Source organism: Acidimicrobiia bacterium (genome assembly GCA_009694375.1).
Taxonomy (GTDB): domain Bacteria; phylum Actinomycetota; class Acidimicrobiia; order Acidimicrobiales; family VFJN01; genus VFJN01.
On record SHVB01000010.1, the window covers coordinates 24,342 to 43,634 of the forward strand.

Annotated in this window: 19 protein-coding genes; 5 read left to right on the forward strand and 14 right to left on the reverse strand. The window is 65.6% G+C overall.

Annotated elements, in window-relative coordinates; translation table 11 throughout:
• Window positions 1–4: 4 nt before the first annotated feature.
• Together EXQ71_07775 and EXQ71_07780 are read right to left on the reverse strand one after the other, a co-directional pair.
• Window positions 5–1,534 (reverse strand): acyl-CoA synthetase, encoded by a 1,530-nt coding sequence (locus EXQ71_07775; protein MSO87403.1) that lies wholly within the window; start codon window positions 1,532–1,534, stop codon window positions 5–7.
• Window positions 1,535–1,642: 108 nt separating this feature from the next.
• A complete protein-coding gene (locus EXQ71_07780) occupies window positions 1,643–2,836 on the reverse strand; it encodes an amidohydrolase (GenBank protein ID MSO87404.1) in 1,194 nt (397 codons plus the stop codon).
• A gap of 88 nt (window positions 2,837–2,924) precedes the next feature.
• Here EXQ71_07780 and EXQ71_07785 point away from each other — a divergent pair, with 88 nt between their 5' ends.
• The 3 genes from EXQ71_07785 (at window position 2,925) to EXQ71_07795 (ending at window position 6,150) form a co-directional block, all read left to right on the forward strand.
• Window positions 2,925–4,037, forward strand: coding sequence for an acyl-CoA dehydrogenase (locus EXQ71_07785; protein MSO87405.1), 1,113 nt, complete (start codon window positions 2,925–2,927; stop codon window positions 4,035–4,037).
• Complete coding sequence (locus tag EXQ71_07790) at window positions 4,034–5,272, forward strand: acyl-CoA dehydrogenase (protein ID MSO87406.1); 1,239 nt, start codon at window positions 4,034–4,036, stop codon at window positions 5,270–5,272. Before EXQ71_07785 ends, EXQ71_07790 begins: the two co-directional genes overlap by 4 nt.
• 62 nt (window positions 5,273–5,334) lie before the next feature.
• Window positions 5,335–6,150 carry an SDR family oxidoreductase gene (locus tag EXQ71_07795; protein ID MSO87407.1) on the forward strand — a complete coding sequence of 272 codons (816 nt, stop codon included), beginning with the start codon at window positions 5,335–5,337 and terminating at the stop codon, window positions 6,148–6,150.
• Window positions 6,151–6,174: 24 nt separating this feature from the next.
• Here EXQ71_07795 and EXQ71_07800 read toward each other — a convergent pair whose 3' ends face one another.
• The 9 genes from EXQ71_07800 to EXQ71_07840 form a co-directional block, all read right to left on the reverse strand.
• Entirely contained in the window at window positions 6,175–7,395 is a 1,221-nt protein-coding gene (locus tag EXQ71_07800) for a CoA transferase (protein ID MSO87408.1), read from the reverse strand.
• 27 nt (window positions 7,396–7,422) lie between these two features.
• On the reverse strand, window positions 7,423–8,865 hold the full coding sequence (locus EXQ71_07805; protein ID MSO87409.1) for an aldehyde dehydrogenase family protein: 1,443 nt from the start codon (window positions 8,863–8,865) through the stop codon (window positions 7,423–7,425).
• 14 nt (window positions 8,866–8,879) lie between these two features.
• Window positions 8,880–10,034, reverse strand: coding sequence for a cytochrome P450 (locus EXQ71_07810; GenBank protein MSO87410.1), 1,155 nt, complete (start codon window positions 10,032–10,034; stop codon window positions 8,880–8,882).
• Between the two features lie 93 nt (window positions 10,035–10,127).
• Window positions 10,128–11,030, reverse strand: coding sequence for an enoyl-CoA hydratase (locus tag EXQ71_07815; GenBank protein MSO87411.1), 903 nt, complete (start codon window positions 11,028–11,030; stop codon window positions 10,128–10,130).
• Window positions 11,031–11,128: 98 nt separating this feature from the next.
• A complete protein-coding gene (locus tag EXQ71_07820) occupies window positions 11,129–12,064 on the reverse strand; it encodes an enoyl-CoA hydratase/isomerase family protein (protein MSO87412.1) in 936 nt (311 codons plus the stop codon).
• Window positions 12,065–12,130: 66 nt separating this feature from the next.
• On the reverse strand, window positions 12,131–12,745 hold the full coding sequence (locus EXQ71_07825) for a TetR/AcrR family transcriptional regulator (protein MSO87413.1): 615 nt from the start codon (window positions 12,743–12,745) through the stop codon (window positions 12,131–12,133).
• Window positions 12,746–12,798: 53 nt separating this feature from the next.
• A complete protein-coding gene (locus tag EXQ71_07830; protein ID MSO87414.1) occupies window positions 12,799–13,908 on the reverse strand; it encodes a Zn-dependent alcohol dehydrogenase in 1,110 nt (369 codons plus the stop codon).
• Between the two features lie 79 nt (window positions 13,909–13,987).
• The gene (locus EXQ71_07835; GenBank protein ID MSO87415.1) at window positions 13,988–14,251 is read right to left on the reverse strand and encodes a hypothetical protein; all 264 of its coding nucleotides are present in this window, start codon (window positions 14,249–14,251) and stop codon (window positions 13,988–13,990) included.
• Window positions 14,248–15,279 (reverse strand): glycosyltransferase, encoded by a 1,032-nt coding sequence (locus tag EXQ71_07840; GenBank protein MSO87416.1) that lies wholly within the window; start codon window positions 15,277–15,279, stop codon window positions 14,248–14,250. The genes EXQ71_07835 and EXQ71_07840 overlap by 4 nt, the downstream gene beginning before the upstream one ends.
• Here EXQ71_07840 and EXQ71_07845 point away from each other — a divergent pair.
• Complete coding sequence (locus EXQ71_07845) at window positions 15,238–16,437, forward strand: hypothetical protein (protein MSO87417.1); 1,200 nt, start codon at window positions 15,238–15,240, stop codon at window positions 16,435–16,437. The two genes, EXQ71_07840 and EXQ71_07845, sit on opposite strands and share 42 nt — an antisense overlap.
• Window positions 16,438–17,047: 610 nt before the next feature.
• On the opposite strand, the gene EXQ71_07850 is transcribed toward EXQ71_07845, so the two are convergent.
• From EXQ71_07850 to EXQ71_07860, 3 genes are read right to left on the reverse strand one after another with little or no spacing between them, the layout of a single operon-like run.
• Window positions 17,048–17,443: a hypothetical protein gene (locus tag EXQ71_07850; GenBank protein MSO87418.1), complete on the reverse strand. Its 396-nt coding sequence runs from the start codon at window positions 17,441–17,443 to the stop codon at window positions 17,048–17,050.
• A gap of 8 nt (window positions 17,444–17,451) precedes the next feature.
• A complete protein-coding gene (locus EXQ71_07855; GenBank protein ID MSO87419.1) occupies window positions 17,452–18,051 on the reverse strand; it encodes a DUF2510 domain-containing protein in 600 nt (199 codons plus the stop codon).
• A 37-nt stretch (window positions 18,052–18,088) separates the two neighbouring features.
• On the reverse strand, window positions 18,089–18,454 hold the full coding sequence (locus tag EXQ71_07860; GenBank protein MSO87420.1) for a hypothetical protein: 366 nt from the start codon (window positions 18,452–18,454) through the stop codon (window positions 18,089–18,091).
• 109 nt (window positions 18,455–18,563) lie between these two features.
• Here EXQ71_07860 and EXQ71_07865 point away from each other — a divergent pair, with 109 nt between their 5' ends.
• The gene (locus tag EXQ71_07865; protein ID MSO87421.1) at window positions 18,564–19,292 is read left to right on the forward strand and encodes an enoyl-CoA hydratase; all 729 of its coding nucleotides are present in this window, start codon (window positions 18,564–18,566) and stop codon (window positions 19,290–19,292) included.
• Window position 19,293 lies beyond the last annotated feature (1 nt).

Here is a 19,293-nt window from a genome sequence, read left to right on the forward strand (position 1 = left end):
TGTCCTAGACGATGCGGGAGGGGCGGTCGCCCCAGTAGCGGTCTTTCAGCAATCGCTTGTACAGCTTCCCGGTGTCTTGCCGGGGAAGTTCGGCCTCGAAGTCGATAGTACGCGGGCACTTGAAGGCGGCGAGATGCTGGCGACAAAACGCCAGCAGGTCGGCTTCCATGGCCGGGGAGGCACCGGAGGGGTCGAGGAGTTGCACGATGCCCTTGACCTCCTCGCCGAACTCGTCGTTGGGCACTCCGATTACGGCGGCGTCGGCCACCGCAGGGTGCAGGATCAGGGTGTTCTCCGCCTCTTGCGGATAGATGTTCACTCCACCGGAGATGATCATGAACGACTGGCGGTCGGTGAGGTAGAGGTACCCCTCGTCGTCGAGGTAGCCCACGTCGCCGAGGTTGAACCATCCCTCCGGACTGCGGGCGGCGGCGGTCTTGGCGGGATCCCCGTGGTACTCGAACTGGGCGCCGGGGGTGTCGAACCAGATGTTGCCCACCTCGCCCGCTGGCACCTCGCGGTGGTTGTCGTCGCAGATGTGCACCGTGGTGAAGCGGGGTTGTCCTACTGATCCGGGATGGGTGAGCCACTCCTGCGGGCTGATCAGCGTGGAGCCCACGTTCTCGGAGCCGGCGTAGTACTCCCAGATGATCGGGCCGAACCACTCCATCATCTGTTCTTTGATCTCCACCGGGCAGGGGGCCGCCGCATGGGTCACGAGGCGCAAGGTGGACAGGTCGTATCCCACGCGCTGGCTCGGGGGGAGTTTCAACAGGCGTACGAACATCGTGGGCACGAACTGCACGCTGGTGACGCCGTAGTGCTCGATGGCCTCTAGGCAGGCCAGGGGATCCCAGCGTTCCATGACCACCGCGGTGCCGCCGGCGCGGTGGACAAACGTGCAGGTGGCCAACGGGGCCGTGTGGTAGAGCGGGGCGGGGGAGAGGTAGATGTCCTCGGGCCCGTTGGCCAACGCGCTCTTGTGGGCCAGCACCGGGTGCTCGTCGTAGACCATGCGGTCCGAGGGTGGGAACACGATGCCCTTGGGCTGCCCGGTGGTGCCGGAGGAGTAGTACATCCCGGTGCCGTCGGGCTGGTGGGCCAATGGCGTGGCGGGCTGGGAGGCCACCGCGTCGTCGTAGCGTTCCCAGCCCGGGATGTCGCCGTCTATCACGAGGGGGATCTCCACCCGCACGCCCGCTACGCGCTCCGCCATCGTCGCCGCCGTAACCATGGCCCGGGCGCCGCAGTCTTTGATGATGTAGTTCACCTCGGGTCCGGTGAGATGCCAGTTCACCGGTGTGAAGTAAAGGCCCGAACGAAGCGCCGCCCACACCACATCGAAATAGCGGGGGTGGTTCTCCAGGAGGATGGCGATGTGGTCGCCGGGGCGCAGGCCTCGTTCGTACCAAAGATGGGCCAACTGGTTCGAGCGTTCGTCGAGTTGGCGGTAGGTCACCACTTCTCCGCTGTGGGCCATGATGACCGCGGGATGGTCGGGTTGGGTGACGGCGTGGGTGCCTGGGAATGTCATGGTTGGCTCCCCTCCTCGGAACTGACAATGCTCGGGGCGTGGTGATCATGTCTCGGTCCACCCCCCGGGGACCGCTTGCCGGCGAGGGGCCCATCGTGCGGGATGGGTTTAGGTCATCTGCATCAAGCGGGACAGGTTGCCGCCCATGATCTTGGCGATCACGTCGTGGGGTAGGCCGTCGAGGTCGTCGGCGAAACTGAGGGGGTCGGCCATTCCTTCGGGGTGTGGGTAATCGGAGCCGAAGAGGATGTTGTCGGCGCCGAGGAGTTCCACCAACCCCTGGGGGTCATCCTCGTGGAACGGGTGCACAAAAATGTTCCGTTTGAATACCGCCACGGGGTCTTCTGAGAACAGGTGGGGGCTGAAGGCATAGGCCTGGGCCATGTCGGCCAGGAGGGGGCGCACCCACCCGCTGCCGTTCTCCACCGGCGCGATCTTGAGGCCGGGGAATCGAGTGCAGAGGCCGTGTCCGATGGCCGAGGCGACGGTATCGATGATGGAGCGGTGACCGGCCCCGGTGATGGCGGCAAAGCCCGAGCCCCCCTGGAAGGGCGTGAACTCGTCGTCGCGCACGCCCTCCCACTCGTTGAGGTAGCGCTGGTAGCCACTATCGGAGGCGTGCATGCCCACCACCACGCCACTTTCCTGGACCAATTCCCAGAAGGGGTCGAACTCAGGGAGGGCGAACGAGCGGGGGCCGCGAAACCCCGGCACGGGGGCCGGGCGGACGAGGATGATCTTGGCGCCGCGCTCGATTACCCACTCCAGTTCCTGGATGGCCTCCGCCAGGATCGGCAGGGTGATGACCGGGGTGGGGAAGATGCGGTTTTCGTAGTTGAACGTCCACGTCTCGTGCATCCACTCGTTGAGGGCGTGCACCACGGCGTGGGTGGCGTCGGGGTCGTCGCGCAGGCGTTCTTCCACCAGACTGGCCAGGGTGGGCCACATGAGGGCGCGGTCGAGGCCGAGTTCGTCCATCAATTCGAGACGGGCGCCCGGTTCGCGAAAGGCGGCCGGCGCGTCGATGGCACGACCCATGATCTCGCGCCGGGTTTTGCCCTCGGGGTTCCCAGTCTTGAAGTACTCCTCCTGTGCGCCCGGGGCCGCTACGCGTTCGAAGGTGGGATTGGGGATGTACTCGCTGATCCGCCCCTTCACCGTGATCTTCGTTCGTCCGTTTACATCGACGTAGCGAATGACCCCGGCGTAGGCGGGAGGGAGGAACTTGGTGAGGGCATCGGTGGTCTCGTAGAGATGGTTGTCGGCGTCGAAGACGGGGAAATCGAACGTACGAGATGGCATCGTGAATCTCCCTACACAGAAGTGACATTGCTGTTAGATGACCATACACTCCGGTTTCTTGACGGCCAACGGCACGCCAGCAGGGGGAGTGGGAGTGGAGTTTGCGCCAAGCGACGAGCAGGTCTTCTTTCAGGAGACCACCCGCAAGTTCCTTTCGGCTCAGTGTCCGATTCCCGTGGTGCGCTCGCTGGAGTCGGCCCCGGCAGGGTATGACGCGTCGTATTGGCGGCAGGGGGCTGAACTGGGTTGGACATCGCTGTTGGTGCCGGCGGAGGCGGGCGGGGGCAGCCTGAGCGGCGAGGGTCTGATGGACCTCGTGCTGGTGGCCGAGGAGATGGGGCGGATGGTGTCGCCCGGTCCGCTTGGTCCCGTGAACGTGGTGGCCAGCGCCGTAGCGGCGGGGGGCTCGGCCGCTCAGCAGGCGGCGGTGCTGCCGGGATTGCTCAGCGGCGAAACGGTGGCGGCGTGGTGTGGCGAGCACCCCGTCGAGGGAGTGATCGACGGCGAGAACCTTCTTTTGTCGGGCCAGGCCTCGCCGGTGGAGGCGGGGGCCCAGGCTCAGCATCTCCTGGTGGCGGTGCGCACGGAGGATGGTCTGCGGCAGGTGCTCGTTCCCGGGGACGCTTCCGGGGTTACCGTCACCCCCCTCGGGGGCCTCGACCTCGTGCGACGCTTCGCCGAGGTGCACTTCGATGAGGTGGTGGCCACTCCGGCCGAGAGGGTCGGGGCCGATGGGGATGCCGCCACGGCCGTTGAGCATCAACTGCAGATCGCCTGCGTGTTGCAGTGTGCGGAAACCGTCGGCGCCATGAGCCGCGCGTTCGAGATGACCCTCGAGTACCTCAGCGACCGGTACTCCTTCGGTCGGCCGCTCGCTTCGTACCAGGCTCTCAAGCATCGGATGGCCGATAACATGATGTGGTTGGAAGCCAGTCATGCCGTGATGACCGCCGCCGCCGGGGCCGTGGCGAGTGGGTCGCCGGCGGCGGGCGAGATGGTGAGTGCCGCCAAAACATGGATCGGCCCTCACGCCACCGAATTGATCCAGGATTGTGTGCAGTTGCACGGGGGTATCGGGGTGACCTGGGAGCACGATCTCCACCTCTATCTCCGCCGAACCACGGTGAACCGGGTTACTCACGGCACGCCCGAGTACCACGCGGAGCGGATTGCCACGCAACTGCTGGGAACGGCGTCATGACCACCGAGTCGGTGGAGGAGTTTCGGCAACGGGCGCGGGTGTGGCTGGCCGGGGCAATGCCGAGATTGTCGGGGACGATGCCGGATCGCTTCGACGACAACCGCCGGCAGGTGGAGCGCGAGTTGCAACGCACGCTCTGGGACGGAGGTTTCGCCGGTATCGGGTTCCCCACCGAATACGGCGGCGGCGGGCTAGCCCCGGAGTATCAACGTGCCTTCAGTGAGGAGTCGCTGCCCTACGACATGCCGGTGTCGCTGAACGTGCCCACGCTGGGGATTCTGGCGGCCACCCTCGTCGATTTCGGCACCCACGAGCAGAAGGCCCGGCACCTCCCCGCCATCTTGCGGGGGGAGGAGTTGTGGGTGCAGTTTCTTTCCGAGCCCAGCGGCGGCTCGGATCTGGCTGGCTGCCTCACACGAGCGGACCGAGACGGTGATCTGTTCATCATGAACGGATCCAAGATCTGGAGTTCGGCGGCGTTCGTCAGCGATTACGCCCTGTGCCTGGCCCGCACGAACTGGGATGTGCCCAAGCACCGCGGTCTCACGATGTTCATCGTGAAGATCCATCAGCCCGGCATCCAGGTGGAGCAGATCCGCCAGGTCGACGGTTCGATGGAGTTTTGCCAGGAGTTTTTTGATGACGTACCGATCCCGGTCGCCAACGTTGTGGGCGAGGTGGACGATGGCTGGACGGTGGCCACTCGTTTGCTGGTACACGAACGCAACGCGGTGGGCGGTGGGTCGCCGTACACCAGCGGCCGCTCGGGGGGCCACGAGTCGTCGGGTCAGGACGACAGCCTCGCCGAGATGGCCCGGCGCCAGGGCGGAGCGGGGGACGCTCATCTTCGCCAACTGGTGGCCGAGGCTCACGTGCGGGGTCTCGTGGGCGGGTCGCTCATCAAGCGGGTGACCAGTGGCGTGTCCAGGGGGCAGATGTTGCCCTCGGCCGGTTCGCTGCTGAAGCTCTTCAGTGCCACCAATGTGATGCGCCGCTACGAGATCGGCCTGGAGTTGGCCGGGGAGGGGGCCGCCGCCTGGCCCGAGGGCACCGTCGAGGTGGCCCAGCGGTTGAGTGAGGCCACGCTGTGGCGCCAGGGTCTGTCGCTCGGCGGGGGGAGCAACGAGATCCAGCGCAACATCATCAGTGAGCGCCTTTTGGGGATGCCGCGTGAGTTCGCCGCCGATCGTGACGTGCCCTATCGCGACGTGCGGCGAGGCAGTGCTCGCCGCTGAACCGGGGGCGGTAGTGCTCGGACTACTCTTGCCGGGGGCCAGCCGATCGAAGGGGGCGTGGGGTGCAAGATCCACTGCAGTTCGAGGGGAAGCGGGTAGTGGTTACCGGCGCGGCGTCGGGGATGGGGGCGGCCACTGCGGCGTTGCTCACCGACCTCGGGGCGGAGGTGCACGGGGTCGACATCGCCACCGGGTCAGTCCCGGTGGCGAGTTTTTACCAGTGCGACCTGAGTGATCCAGCCCAGATCGATGCCACCGTGGCGGCCATCGGCGGCCGCGTGGATTCGCTGTTCAACTGTGCCGGCTTGCCTACTACCGCCCCCGGCCAGAAGATCATGGTGGTGAACTACCTCGGTCATCGCCATCTCACCGAGGCCTTGTTGCCGAGCATGCCAACCGGCTCGTCCATCGGTTTCATTTCCTCCGTGGCTGGCATGGGTTGGCAGGGCAACGCCGAACTCCTGTTGGAACTGGCCGCCACGAAGGACTTCGCGGCGGGCCAGGCCTGGTGTGAGGCCCACGACGATGCCATCGCGCTGAACGGCTACGGGTTCTCGAAGGAGGCGATCAACGCCTACGTTTCGTGGCGGGGCTACCAGTTGGCGGCCCAGGTGCGGATCAACAGCATTCAACCCGGTCCCACCGACACCCCCATGATGCCGAGTTTTGTGGAGAGCATGGGCGAGGATTTCTTTGCGAAGTTTCCCAAGCCCGTGGGTCGGAATTCACGCGCTGACGAGCAGGCGTGGGCCATTGTCATGCTGAACAGTCCCCGGTCTAGTTACACCGCCGCCACCAACCTGTTCACCGACGGGGGTTTCACCGGTGGTCTGTTCACCGGCAGTATCGATTTCGCCAGCCTGATGCCCCCCGCCTAGCCCGGGGGTAGTGGCGGGCGGGGCCTAGAGGATGGCGCCGGATTCTTTGAGGGCGCTGATTTGGTCCCAGTCGTAGCCGAGTTCCATCAAGACGAGTTCGGTCTGTTCGCCGTGTTCAGGGGCTCGCTCTACCTGGATCGGCACCTCGTCGAACTGAGCCGGACTGGCCACCAGCGCCACGTCGTCGCCGTTGCCCGCGGTCATGGTGGGTAGGTAGCCATTCGCTTGCACCTGCACATCGTCGTAGAGCTCGTCGAGGGTCTGGAATGGACTCCACACGCCGTCGAAGGTGGCCAGAGTTTCCTTCCAGTACGACAGCGGCTGGCTCTCGAAGGCCGCGTCGAGCCGCCCGATGCACTCCTCGGCGTTCTGGGCCCGCACCCCGGAATCACAGAACTTGGGATCGGTGGCCATGTCGGGGACCCCGAGCCGAACCACGAAGTCGTCCCAGTGTTTGTCGCTCTGGAGAAGGATGAGGCTGATGAAGCGGTCGTCGCTCGTCCGGTAGGTACCCACTCCCGGGTTGGGCGACTTGGTGCGGTCCCCCTGGGGAATCTTGGAGAACCCAAACAGTTTCGAGGCGATGATCATCGGGGAGATCTGCCACATTGCGGTGGCCAACAGGGACACATCCACGATGCTCGTCTCACCGGTTCGTTCCCGTTTCAACAACGCGGCGGCAATGGCCCCGGCAGTGGTGAGTCCGCCCATCACATCGCCGAAGGCCGGGGTGGGTTGGCCCGGCGGCCACCCGCCGGGTCGTTCGGGCATGGTCACCCCTACGCCGCCTCGGGCCCAGAACGAGGCGCCGTCGTACCCGCCCTTCTCCGCGTCCGGTCCTTTCGGGCCTGCCCCCGAACCACGAGCGATCACAATGTTGGGGTTACGGGCGCGGATGTCGTCGGTGTCGATGCGGAGCTTGCGACGAATAGGAGGCAGGTAGTTGGTGAGGAAGACGTCGGCGGTCTCGACAAGCTTCAGGAGGGCTTCCCGCCCGTCGGGGTGGGTGAGGTCGAGGGCCACCGAACGCTTGCCGCGGTTGGGCTGCTCGATCATGAAGTTCACGGCCCCGGCGCCGCCGGGAAGTAGGCCGGAGGTGATGAGGCCGCGCTGGGGATCGCCGCCGGTGACGGGTTCAACCTTGATGACCTCAGCACCCCAGTCCACGAGGACCGAACCCCCCGAGGGGATGAACATCCAACTAGCAACCTCGATGACGCGGATCCCGTCGAGCGGTCCAGGCACTGGTGTCTCCTTGTGTGGGGCGACCGGTCAGGCCGGCCAGCCAACGGTCTTGGTTTCGGTAAAGATTTCCAGGCCCTCCAGGCCACACTGCCGGCCGATGCCCGACTGCTTGTAGCCGCCAAAGGGGGCATCGGCGCCGTACCAGATGCCGCCGTTGAGGCCGAGGGTTCCGGTGCGGATGCGGCGAGCCACGGCCTTGGCGCGATCGAGCGAGCCGGAGGTGATCATTCCGCTGAGGCCGTAGGCACTTTCGTTGGCGATACGCACAGCGTCGTCGTCGTCGTCAAAGGGAATCATCACCAGCACCGGGCCGAAGATTTCCTCTTGGGCGATGGTCATGGTGTTGTCGACGTCGGCGAACAGGGTGGGCTCCACGTACCAGCCGGTGGGTAGATGGGCCGGCGTACCGCCCCCCACCACGAGCCGGGCCCCTTCTTGTTGGCCCACCTCGATGTAGCCAAGCACCCGCTCCCGTTGTTGGGCCGACACGAGGGGACCCATGAGGTTGGAGGCATCAGTGGGGTCGCCGTAGGCCACGTTGGCGAACCCCACCGCCGCGCTCTCGACGGCTTCGTCGTAGTGACGGCGGGGCACCATGAAGCGAGTGGGCATGGCGCATCCTTGCCCGCCGTGGAAGCACATCGACGCCGCCAGGGCCCCGGCGTTGGTGAAGTCGGCGTCGTCGAGCATGAGGTTCACGCTCTTGCCGCCGAGTTCGAGGAAGACGGGTTTGAGGTGCGCCGAGGCGGCCTGCATCACTCGCTTGCCGGTGGCCGTCGAGCCGGTGAAGGCCACCATGTCCACCAGGGGAGAGGTGGTGAGGACCTCCCCCACGAGGTGGTCCGCTGAGGTGACGATGTTCACCACTCCCGGCGGGATGTCGGTGTGCTCGGCGATCAGCCGACCGATGCGGGTGGCGTTCCAGGGGGTGTCGGGGGCGGGCTTGAGCACGCAGGTGTTCCCCATGGCGAGCACGGGACCGAGTTTGTTGAGGATGATCTCGATCGGGAAGTTCCAGGGCACGATCACCCCCACCACCCCAATCGCCTCCTTCCACACTTCGCGCTCGGTCATCCCCATACCGAAGGGATCATTGGGGCCCAGTGAGCGCCGCCAGGGAAAGGTATCGATCTGCTCGGCGGGCCAGGTGAGGGCATCGCGCAGGGGGGTGTCGAGTTGCGGGCCGTAGGTGATGAGAACCGGACAACCGACCTCGGCGACCAGTTCGGCTCGCAGTTCCTCTTTCTCCTGCTCGATGGCATCTCGCAACTGGAACAGACACTGCCGACGGAAGGCGTGATCGGTGGCCCAGGAGGTGGAGTCGAACGCCCGCCGCGCCGCCGCAATGGCGGCTTCCATGTCGGCGCGGGTCCCATTGGCCACAGTGCCCATGACCGCTTCGGTGGCGGGATTGACGTTGTCGAACCGACCGCCATCGCTGGCTTCCACCAACCGCCCGTCGATCAACATTCTTACGTCACCCATCACCACTCCAGTTCGAGGTTTTCGACGGCTCGCAGGCCTTGTGAGTACTCCAGTTGTACGCCCTTCTTCACGTGATACTCGGGGATGGCGTGATGCCATTCCTCCAGTGTCACCCGCAACTCCATGCGGGCCAGGTGTGAGCCCAAGCAGCGATGGGCGCCACCCCCGAACGCGATATGCCGGTTCTCCAGTCGGTCGAAGTCGATCGTGTCGACCTCCGGCCAAACGCGCTCGTCGGTGTTGGCTGAGCCGAGCATCAGGGTGACGACCTTGCCCTTGGCAATGGGGCAGCCGGCGAGTTCGGTGGCTTCGGTGGTAACCCGCACCACGCCCTGCACCGGTGATTCCCAGCGCAACATCTCCTCGATGGCGTGGGGGATCAGGGATGGATCCTCTACCAGCGCTCGCCGATGGTCATCGTGTTGTGCCAGGAAAGCGAGCATGCAGTCCAAGGAGGCGGTCACCGTGTCCAGGCCGGCGAGAAAGAAGAGGTACCCGATGTCGAGCACCTCGTTGGTGGTGAGGCGCTGTCCGTCTACCTCGGCGTCGAGGAACCGGGAGATGAAGTCGTCGGAGCGCTCTTCTTGGCGCGCGTCGATGGCCTCTTGGAGCACCGCATAGATCTGCTGGCCCACCTTGTCGGTGTAGGCCACTCGTTCTTCGCTAGTGGTCACCGGGGGTCGGATGATTCCGTCTTTTAGTTTGATAAATTCGTCGGCCCGGTCCACGGGGAGGCCGAGCAGTTGGAGGAACACGGTAGTGGGCAGCGGTTCCGCCACCGCGGTGTGGAAGTTGCACCCGCCCTGGTCGGCTACCGAGCGCACGAGGTTGCGCACGAGGGTGCGCGTCTGGTCTTCGAGTAGGGCGATTTGCTTGGGGGCGAAGATCGGGTCGAGCAGTTTGCGGTAGTTGCGATGGTGGGGTGGGTCGATCTGGAGGGGGATCAGGGGGCGTACCTGTCCGATGGCTACCGCATCGATGCCGGAACTGAAGGTTTCCGGATGCTGGAGTACGTAGCGCACATCGGCATCGCCCCCCACGATCACCATGCCGATCTCTTCGCCCATGTCGATGGCCGCTCCGGCATCGCGCAACAGCTTGAACATCGGTTGGGGGTGGGCGAGCGCCACCGGATCAGCCTCGCCCCCCATCATGCTTAGGTCGGACATCGGGTTCCCCTCATCAACCGCTAGTGGCGCTCATCCCCTGGTTTAGTAGAAATCTAACGTTGGTGTCACAAACGACACCTAGGTTGGATCGGCGGCCCGCACGGTGTGCTTTTCGGCGGGAACGATGGCGGGCGCTTCCTTCCACAGCGGGATACCGTCTTCCGGCTTGGCGGCCGGCCACTGGTCCTCATGTACCTCGGCCCAGTGCGAGTGGTTGAGTTGGTGAAGGGTGAAGCAGGCGTTGAGGCTGTTGTAGAAGCCTTGGTTGTCCTGCGTTTCGTTCACCGACTCTTTGATCAGCAGCGCCGTCATGGTGGGGAGCGCGGCGATGCGACGGGCGAAGGCCAAGGTGGAGTCCTCGAGTTCGTCGCGGGGGAATACCTTCGACACCATGCCGAGGCGGTGCGCTTCGTGGATGTCGATGCTGTCACCGGTGAGCATCAGCTCTTTGGTCTTGCGGGCGCCAAACTCCCAGGGGTGGGCGAAGTACTCCAGTCCACACATGCCCAGGCGGGTGCCCACCACATCGGCGAAGACCACGTCGTCGGAGCCCACGATGAGATCACACGCCCACGTGAGCATCAGACCGGCGGCGAACACCGTGCCCTGCACCTGAGCGATGGTTATCTTGCGGAGGTTCCGCCAGCGGCGGGTGTTTTCGAAGTAGTAGTGCCACTCCTGCAGCATCCGCTTCTCCGCTCCCGAGCGGGTGGCTCCGTTGATGAAACTGGTGGGGTGGGTGGCGTACTCCTCCCGGGCGGCCTTGGATCCCATGTCGTGTCCCGAGGAGAACAGGGGACCAGTGCCGCCGAGGATGACCACCCGACAGGTGTCGTCGGCTTCGGCGCGCAGGAAGGCGTGGTCAAGCTCCACCAGTAGGCCGCGATTCTGAGCGTTGCGGGCTTCGGGGCGGTCGAGGAGGATGCGCACGATGGCACCGTCGTCGTGGGTCTCGTACTGCAGGTATTGGTACTCGGTCATTGGTCTCCCTCTCGGTTCCACACGCGGCGTCACCCGAGGTGACCTAGGGGTCCGACACTAGGAGACGCGGCTACCCGGCGGGGCGGGGACCGGCGTGTTCAGTCCACGACGTGGTCCACCAGTCCCCACGCCAGGGCGGTGAAGGCCGAGATGGGGTGGCGCGTGAGGGCGAGCAGGGCGGTTCGGTGACGTCCGATTCGACGGGGCAGGCTCACGGTGCCACCCGCTCCGGGTATGAGGCCCAGGCCCAGCTCGGGCAGGGCGATGGTGGTGGACGCGCGGGCCACCACTTGCCCGCCAAAGGCGGCCAGTTCGATTCCGCTGCCGATGCAGGAGCCGTGGAGGTGCACGGTGGTGCGATGGGCCAGGGGGTCGAGTACCGCACCGATGCTCAGGGCCAGGCGGATGAGGTGGCCGCTGGTGGGATCGGGGGTGGTGCCGAACTCGTCGAGGTCACCGCCGGAGCAGAACGATGCTCCCGCCCCCCGCAGTGTCACCCTCACCGCAGGATCCGCGGTGGCGATGGCCAGCGCGTCGAGTAACCCGTCGCGCATCTCAACTCCGAGGGCATTGTGTCGCTCCGGGCGATGGAGTTCGATGGTCAACACATCTCCCTGGCGTTCCACTCGCACGGCCGCAGTGGCGACGGGTGCACGGTTTCGCCTCGGGGTGGTGGCCCGCCAGTGCAAGAACTCCGGCCCGCCCTGCAACGCCGAGTAGGTGGCTGATTCGGCGAGAAGGCCCTCGTGGGTGGATCTCCCTTCGGCCCCCCGCAAGAGAATGGCGAGGGCCGTGCTGGCTAGCGGGGCTCGTTCCGCGGTGGCGATGATGGCGAGGATGTCCTCGTCGCGATAGGCGACGACATCGGCCCAGGCGCCGGGTTCCTGACCCACCACGATGCAGGGCTGGACATCGAGAGCGGGAGTTCCGTGCGGGGGTATCCCCTTCACCACGATGACGTCGCCGAGGCCGCCTTCACTCCGGGCGGCGAGGAAGGCACCGCATTCTCGACCGGATAGCTCAATCACGGCCATTTCGTCAGCCTAGCGATGGGCGCCGATAGTGCCGGGGGGACCACCGGGCACTATCGGCGATGGGCATCAGGCACCTCGGACGCCCCGCAGGCCGCGCCAGGCCATGTCCGCCACCAATCGGGCGAGGTCGTCGGCGGCTTCTTCGGAGCCCTCGCGTATCCAGAGTCGGCTAGTCCCCTCGGCGAGCCCGACGAGGCCGTGGGCGAGTTGTCGTCGTTGGGGCGGCGTGAGACCCGGTACATCGATGAGGGTGGCGATGGCCTCGGCGATGGCTCCTTCCACCTTGGCTACCTGGTCGGCGAACTCGTCGTCTCGGCGGGTACCGCCACCAAAGAGCACTTGGAAGGCGGCCTGGTTCCCTTCCACCCATTCGAAGTAGGCGATGAAGCCGAGTTCCACCTGTTCATGTGGCGACTGGGCGGTGGTGGTGGCGGTGGTGATGGCCTCGAGCAAGTGGGCTCCGACGTCGGTCAGTACCTCGCGGTAGAGGTCGCGCTTGGACCGAAAGTGCTGATAGAGCACGGGTTTGGTGACGCCGGCCGCTTCGGCCACGTCGTTCATGGACGCGGGGTGCAAGCCCTGCTCCCCGAACACGGTGAGGGCCACATCGAGGAGTTGCTGGCGCCGGCGGGCGGCCGGGAGACGCTCGGTCACAGGGCGCTCGCGGGTGGGGGGTGTCACGCCAGGAAGCGTAGGCCTTGCCCGTCACTGCTTCGGGTCAGGGGGTGCTGGCCTCAGTGGGTGTGGGTGATGAGGCTGCGGGCAACCTCGCCGCCTTGCATGTCGAGGAAGGCCTGGTTCACGCCGTCGACGCCGATCTCCTTGGAGATCAACTCCTCCAGCATGAGTTTGCCCTCTCGGTAGAGCCCAATGAGCTTGGGCACGTCTTCTCGCACGTTGGAGGAGCCGTACCAGCAGCCCTTTACGGTCTTGGAGAGGTACAGGAACGTGAAGGCAGCGTTCAGGTTGAGCATCACGTCCATGCGGGGCACGCCCACGAGAATGGCCTCGCCGCCGGAGCGTGTCATGTTGATGGCTTGTTCGATGGTGGGGCCGAGTCCGATGACCTCGAAGGACACATCGGCGCCGCGGCCTTCGGTGAGGGCCATCACCGCGCCAACGGGATCGCCCTCGCCGGCGTGGATGAGATCAGTGGCGCCGAACTGCTCGGCCATTTTGAGTTTCGACTCGAACATGTCGATGGCAATGATTCGGGTGGCCCCGGCGATTTTGGCACCCTGGATCACGTTGAGGCCGACGCCGCCGCAGCCCACTATCGCGACGCTGTCGCCCGGGCGAATGGAGGCCGTATTGAGGGCAGCTCCCACCCCGGTGAGTACCCCGCAGCCGATAAGGGCAGCGAAGCGCAGGTCGATGTCGTCATCGATTTTCACGAGGGAGATCTCCGGGACGATGGCGTAGTTGCCGAACGTTCCGCACATGGTCATCTGGCGCAGGGGCTCACCGGCGAGGCTCAGCCGGGTGGTGCCGTCGAGCATTCCGCCCGCCGCGATCATGGCGCTCTTCTCGCACAGGTAGGACTGTCCGCGTTCGCAGCAGTAGCAGGCACCGCAGGAGGGGATGAAGGACAGCACGACGTGGTCGCCGGGCTTCAGACTCGTGACGCCTTCCCCTACTTCCTCGATGATGCCAGCGCCCTCGTGGCCCAGCACGATCGGCGTGGGGAGGGGCATCGTGCCGTTCTGGACCGACATGTCCGAGTGGCAGACCCCGGAGGCCACGATTTTCACCTTGGCCTCGCCCGGTCCGGGGGCGGCGATTTCAATGTCATGGTGGACTACGAGGTCGTCGTCGACCGCTTTCAGCACGGCTGCGGTAATCATGATCAGTCCCCCTGGGTATGAGTAGTTCAGGGTCCGAGCGTGCCACTCCGCTCGGAGGCGGGCAAACCGGCCTCGGCGGTTACAGGCCGCGGGCGCGGTCGTCCCGCTCGGCAGCTTTGATGCCGTAGCCAAATACGATGGCGGGGGCGAGCACGATCGAGCCCACCACGATGGTGGCCACCACGATGGTGCGCACGGCACCGTCGAAGCCCACTACGAAGCCCATCCCGAACGCCACGATGGCGATGCCGAAGAGGGAATAGCCCAGCCGCCGGCCTACCGACACGAGGTGAGCGATCTGGGCCCGTTTGATCAGCGTGGGGTCCCCGGGGGCATCGGTCATGCCGACCAGCCTGCCTCATCAAGCACGGCACCGATGGCCTCGCGGAGACGGTCGAGACCGAAGTGGGCCCGAGCAAGGTCGTGGTTGTGGGTGTGGAGGGCCTCGTCGGAATGGCGCAGAAGGTGGTCGAGGCGGGCTGGATCATCGACGGAGAACCAGCGGAATCCCAAGGCCCGGAGTTCCTCGGCCACCGGATACGAGCCCACCGCCACGAGGCGATGATGGATGGCGGCCTCGATGGGAGGGTTGCCGAATCCTTCCCAGGTGGATGGGAAGGCCACCACATCGCTGGCGGCGTAGGCGTCGGCCATCGACCCGGGCGAGGGCTGATGGATCACGCGACACCGCGCCGATTGTAAGGCGTGGCGCAGGGCGTTGTCGTAGCCGTCCTCGGCGGGGCCTAGCAACCAGTAGGTGGCGTCGAGGGCCTCGGTGAGCCGCAGGGCGGCGGGCACGTTTTTGCGCTCGATGGCTCGCACCGGATGCAATACCAGGCGCTCGTGTTTCCCTACCCCGAGGGCCGCGCGGGTAGCCGCTCGATCGCCGGGGGTTTCGTCTACATCGAAGCCGTTATAGATGGTGGTAGCGGCGATGCCTCGCTGAGCCATCTCCTCCTGGGTGCGATGGTTGATGGTGACGTGACGCCATGCGGGGTCGGTGGGGGGTAGTTCCGTGATGTGTCGGAACTCGTTGCGCTGCCAGGGCGGATCATGGTGGTGCAAGAGGGTGGCTTTTCCTCGTCGCTGGGTGGCCACGAGGCGGGCGGCCGGTAAGTTGAGCGGAATGGTGCAGAGGTTTTCCACCACCACGAGGTCGGCGTCGGCCAGGGCGGCGGCGAGTCGTCTCGCATCGGGCTGGGCTGTTGCTCCCAACTCCAGGCCGGGTACAAGGTGGTCCACCGGGCCGTCGCCGGCCACGGTGGTCACGGTCCAACCGAGTTGGCCCAGTGCCGCCATCCAGGTCTCGGCCACCACGGAGACACCATCATGACGACCGAGTCGGAAACTCACCACGGCGACAAGAGGCACGAGGGCACGCTACCGAGCGCGGTGGCGCTGACCGCCACCGCCCGGAGCATTCTCGACGCCGCCTGGCGTGACGACGGCGCCGGAGGCGGGTATTGCGTTCCCAACCCGCAGACCTACCCGTGGCAATGGCTCTGGGACAGTTGTTTTCATGCCGTGGCCTGGGCGCATCTTGGCGATCCACGGGCCGTGGCCGAGTTGAGCAGCGTGCTGGCGTGTCAGGATGACGACGGCTTCGTTCCGCACCTGCAGTACGGAACGGAGGCCAACCCTCATGCCGAGATCTGGGGGGGGCGAAACGTGTCGTCGATCACCCAGCCCCCGATGTACGGCCATGCGGCACGGCTGCTGAGTGCTCGCGGCTTCGCGGTACCGAGCGACGTGCTTCGTCGGGCGGGCCTCGGGTTGGAGTTCTTGCTTCATCGGCGGCGGCGCAGCCCGGCTGGCTTGGTGGAACTGTGTCATCCCTGGGAGTCGGGATGCGACGACAGTCCCCGCTGGGACGATGCCTTGGAGGGGGAGTGGACCTCCGAGCGCTGGTTCGACCGTAAGGGCGAACTGGTGGGCACGATTGAGCGCCTCGCCGGGGGGGCGCCGGTGTATAACCCGGAGTTTGCGGTGGGGTCGGTGGGGTTCTCGGCCTTGGTGGCTTGGAATGCGCTGGAGTTGGCGTCCTTGACGGGAGATGCGTCGTTACGGGCCGAGGCTGAGCGTCTGGTGGCGGCGGTGGATGGCCGTTGGGATCCGACGCAGAGCACTTGGGTTGACGACGGTCCGACGGCCACCGGCTCGGGTCGAGTGCGCACCCTGGATGCGCTACTGCCGCTGCTGGTGTGCCCGCGCCCCAGTGCCTTCGATCAGCTGGTCGATCCGCGGGCATTCGGAGCCGCTTGCGGTCCCACGGGAGTGCACCGAAGTGAGTCGAGCTTCGCGGCGGATTGTTATTGGCGTGGCCCGGCGTGGCCACACCTGGGTTATCTGCTGTGGCTGGCCGCCACGAGCGGGGGGCGGTCTGACGTGTCTCGATCGTTGGTGAGATCGATGACAACAGGAGCGGTTGCATCGGGTTTTGCGGAGTACTGGGAGCCCGACAGCGGCAAGGCCTTGGGGGCCGTGCCCCAGTCCTGGACGGTTCTGATCATGTTGATGCAATCACGGTAGGTATCCCGTTCAGCCTGGGACCAGCGGCGGCGACGGCGCCGGGTCAACTCGCGGGTAGCTTCGGCGGCGCCGAGGATGACGATGAGGTCGCCGAAGGACAAAACGTTCTGCGTGGGGCGGATGGGAACAACGGCGCCGAGGGCGCCGAAGGTGTCGCGTCGCGACTCGAGGTGCTGGGCACCGGCGAGGTCGGCCTCTTGGCCCGCCGTGGTTCCGGTGGCCTGTTCCAGAGCGCTTTGGCGCACGGCTACGCCGTTGTTCAGAACCAGAGCGGTCAGGTTGAGCAGCAGACCGAGCCCCACGAGTACCGCGCCGGTGAGGTGCCGGTTGGCCATTGCCGCAGCAATGAACGCCGCGAAGGAGGCGGCCAGCGCCAGGGGGGCCAGGTCGCTGTTTAGTAGGAGCGAGAGGGCATAGAAGATGCCGCCGATGCCGAATACCCAGATGTGGTGCAACCTGGGTCGGGCAGTGTGCACCCCGGCCGGGGCGCGGCACACACCGATGACACCCCCTAACGCGACGGCGGCGATCAGAACCAGCACACGTTCAAGGTACCTACGCCCTGGTGGGGGGTGGCGGACCATCACCGAGCGATGGGGCGGGCAGTCCTTCAGGGAGGCGGGGTCAGCGGTTTGGGAGCGAGGAGGAGCGCGGCTGTCTCGGGGGGGACGCAGACCACGATGCCGCGGGTGATGGCGTCCCTCTGGCGGAGATCGATCTGGCCAAGAGGGCTGGGGCTTGCTGCGAGGCCGGCCAGGGCGGGGCGTCCCACCACGGCCAGAAAGCTCCGGGCCACACATTCGGCCTGAAGCTCGCTGAGCGGCGTCTTGAGCCCGGTAGCTAGCCGCTTCGCAATGGCAATCGCTACATCGTCGACAGTGATGGTTGTGGTGGTTGTGGTGGTTGTGGTGGTGCCTGGAGCGGCGTCATGGATCAGCAAGAAGGCCCCGCCGCCGGTTGCGGCAAGCAGCACCAGCGCGGCTGCCGCTACGGCGGCGGCCTTCATGATCCGCACTAGGGGTTGGGAATGAGATTCTCGATGGAGATTCCGCAACTCTCGAAGTACTCGGTGGCCTGTTGGATGTTGAAGGGTGAGGTCGAGCTGTCACCTCTAGGGTCGAACGCCTCGAAGAGCTTGTCGCTGAGGCAATTCGCCTCCCGGGGCGAGATGTCGAAGTTCTGCGCGAGGGTCTCCGCGAATTGACGGCGAAAATCTTCGGGGACTGCCTCATCGATCAACTCATCGATCGACTCATCGATGGACTCATCGATAACTCCACCGAGTCGGTCCCTGACCGATTCATCTGGCGCCATGGTGGTGGTGGTGATGGCTTCGTCGTCGCCCCCGTTTACGTTGGTCGCCACTAGGGCCACGACGACCGCCACCACAATGAGGGCGAGGATGCTGCCGATGAGGATGCCCTTGTTCTTTTTCCCTCCGCTCGGTTGATCGGCCGTTGGTTCCGGCGTCGAGGGGGCTGCCTCGGTGAAGGGATCGGTGGCCACCAACCCGGCATCGGAAACATTGTCGCTCCAAGCGATGCCGTCCCAATATCGGTGCTCGTGACGACCGGTGGGGTCGGGCTGCCAGCCTGCTGGGGTTTGTTCGCTCATGCTGCCTCCGTTGATCGGGGGATCGGCTTCCTGACGGCTAGTTGGTGTCGTCGTCGCTGTCCATGTCGCTGCCGCTGTCGGTGCTTGATGAGGGAGACGTTTCAGCATCGAGGCATTCTTCGATAGCGCGGTCGGTGGCGGCCTTCAGATCTTCTTCCATCCCGGGCGGGGGCTCATCGGCAGTCAGGTCGACGTCTTGCATCTCCTCGAGTCCTACCTCGTCGATCAGGATCTTGGCGAAACAATCGCCTTGCTCCTTGGTAGCCCCAGTTTCTTGAATGCCAGCCGACAGTTCCTCTTGCACCGCCGCCTCGCTCGGTTCGTCGCTACCTCCTCCACAGGCCGCCAGAGTGAAGAGGAGGGAGCCTGCTACGGCAGTATTTATCAGGGAGAACCGGGACATGGAAGACCGCCTTGGGTTAGGTGTTGACAATGTCAGACTGTAGCCCCGAATGTGGGCGGCTAGTGGGGACTCAGCCCGACCCGGCGGCGCGAGGAGATAGATTCTCGGGGTGATCCACCTTGATGATGGCGGCTTGGTTGCGTTGCTCACCATCGACCGCGTCGAGCGCCGTAACGCCCTCGATCATGCGGCCTTGGAGCAACTCCGCGATGCTCAACGCCGCAGTGGCAACGCCCGGGTGCTCGTGCTCACCGGGGCCGGAGGCCACTTCTGCGCCGGGGCGGATCTGCAGGCGGTGGAGGATGACACCTTCAGGGCGTTGTTGCGGGAGGTGCTCGCGGCGTTCCGGGATGATCCGCGTCCGGTGGTGGCGGCGGTAGACGGCGCCGCCCTCGGGGCCGGTGCCCAGTTAGCCATTGCCTGCGATCTTCGGGTGGCTACGACAGCGGCTCACTTTGGTGTCCCCGCCGCCAAACTCGGGCTGATGGTCGACCAGTGGACGATTCAGCGGCTGGCGTTGTTGGCGGGCGCCGGTCCGGCTCGCGCCATGCTTCTTGGGGCCGACACCTACGGTGGGCAAGAAGCGTTGCAACTGGGACTGGTGCAGCGCATGGGATCACTAGACGACGCTCTGCGGTGGGCCCACGAATTGGCGACGCTGGCCCCCCTCACATTGGCGGCGATGAAGTTGGGTCTGAATCGCCTTGAGATGCCGGTTGGCCACCTCGAGGATCCGGCCACTGAGGCAGCCTGGTCCGCGGCGTGGGGTAGTCGCGATCTACAGGAGGGGATCGCCGCCTTCCGAGAGAAACGCCCGCCGGTGTTCCGCGGTCGCTGAG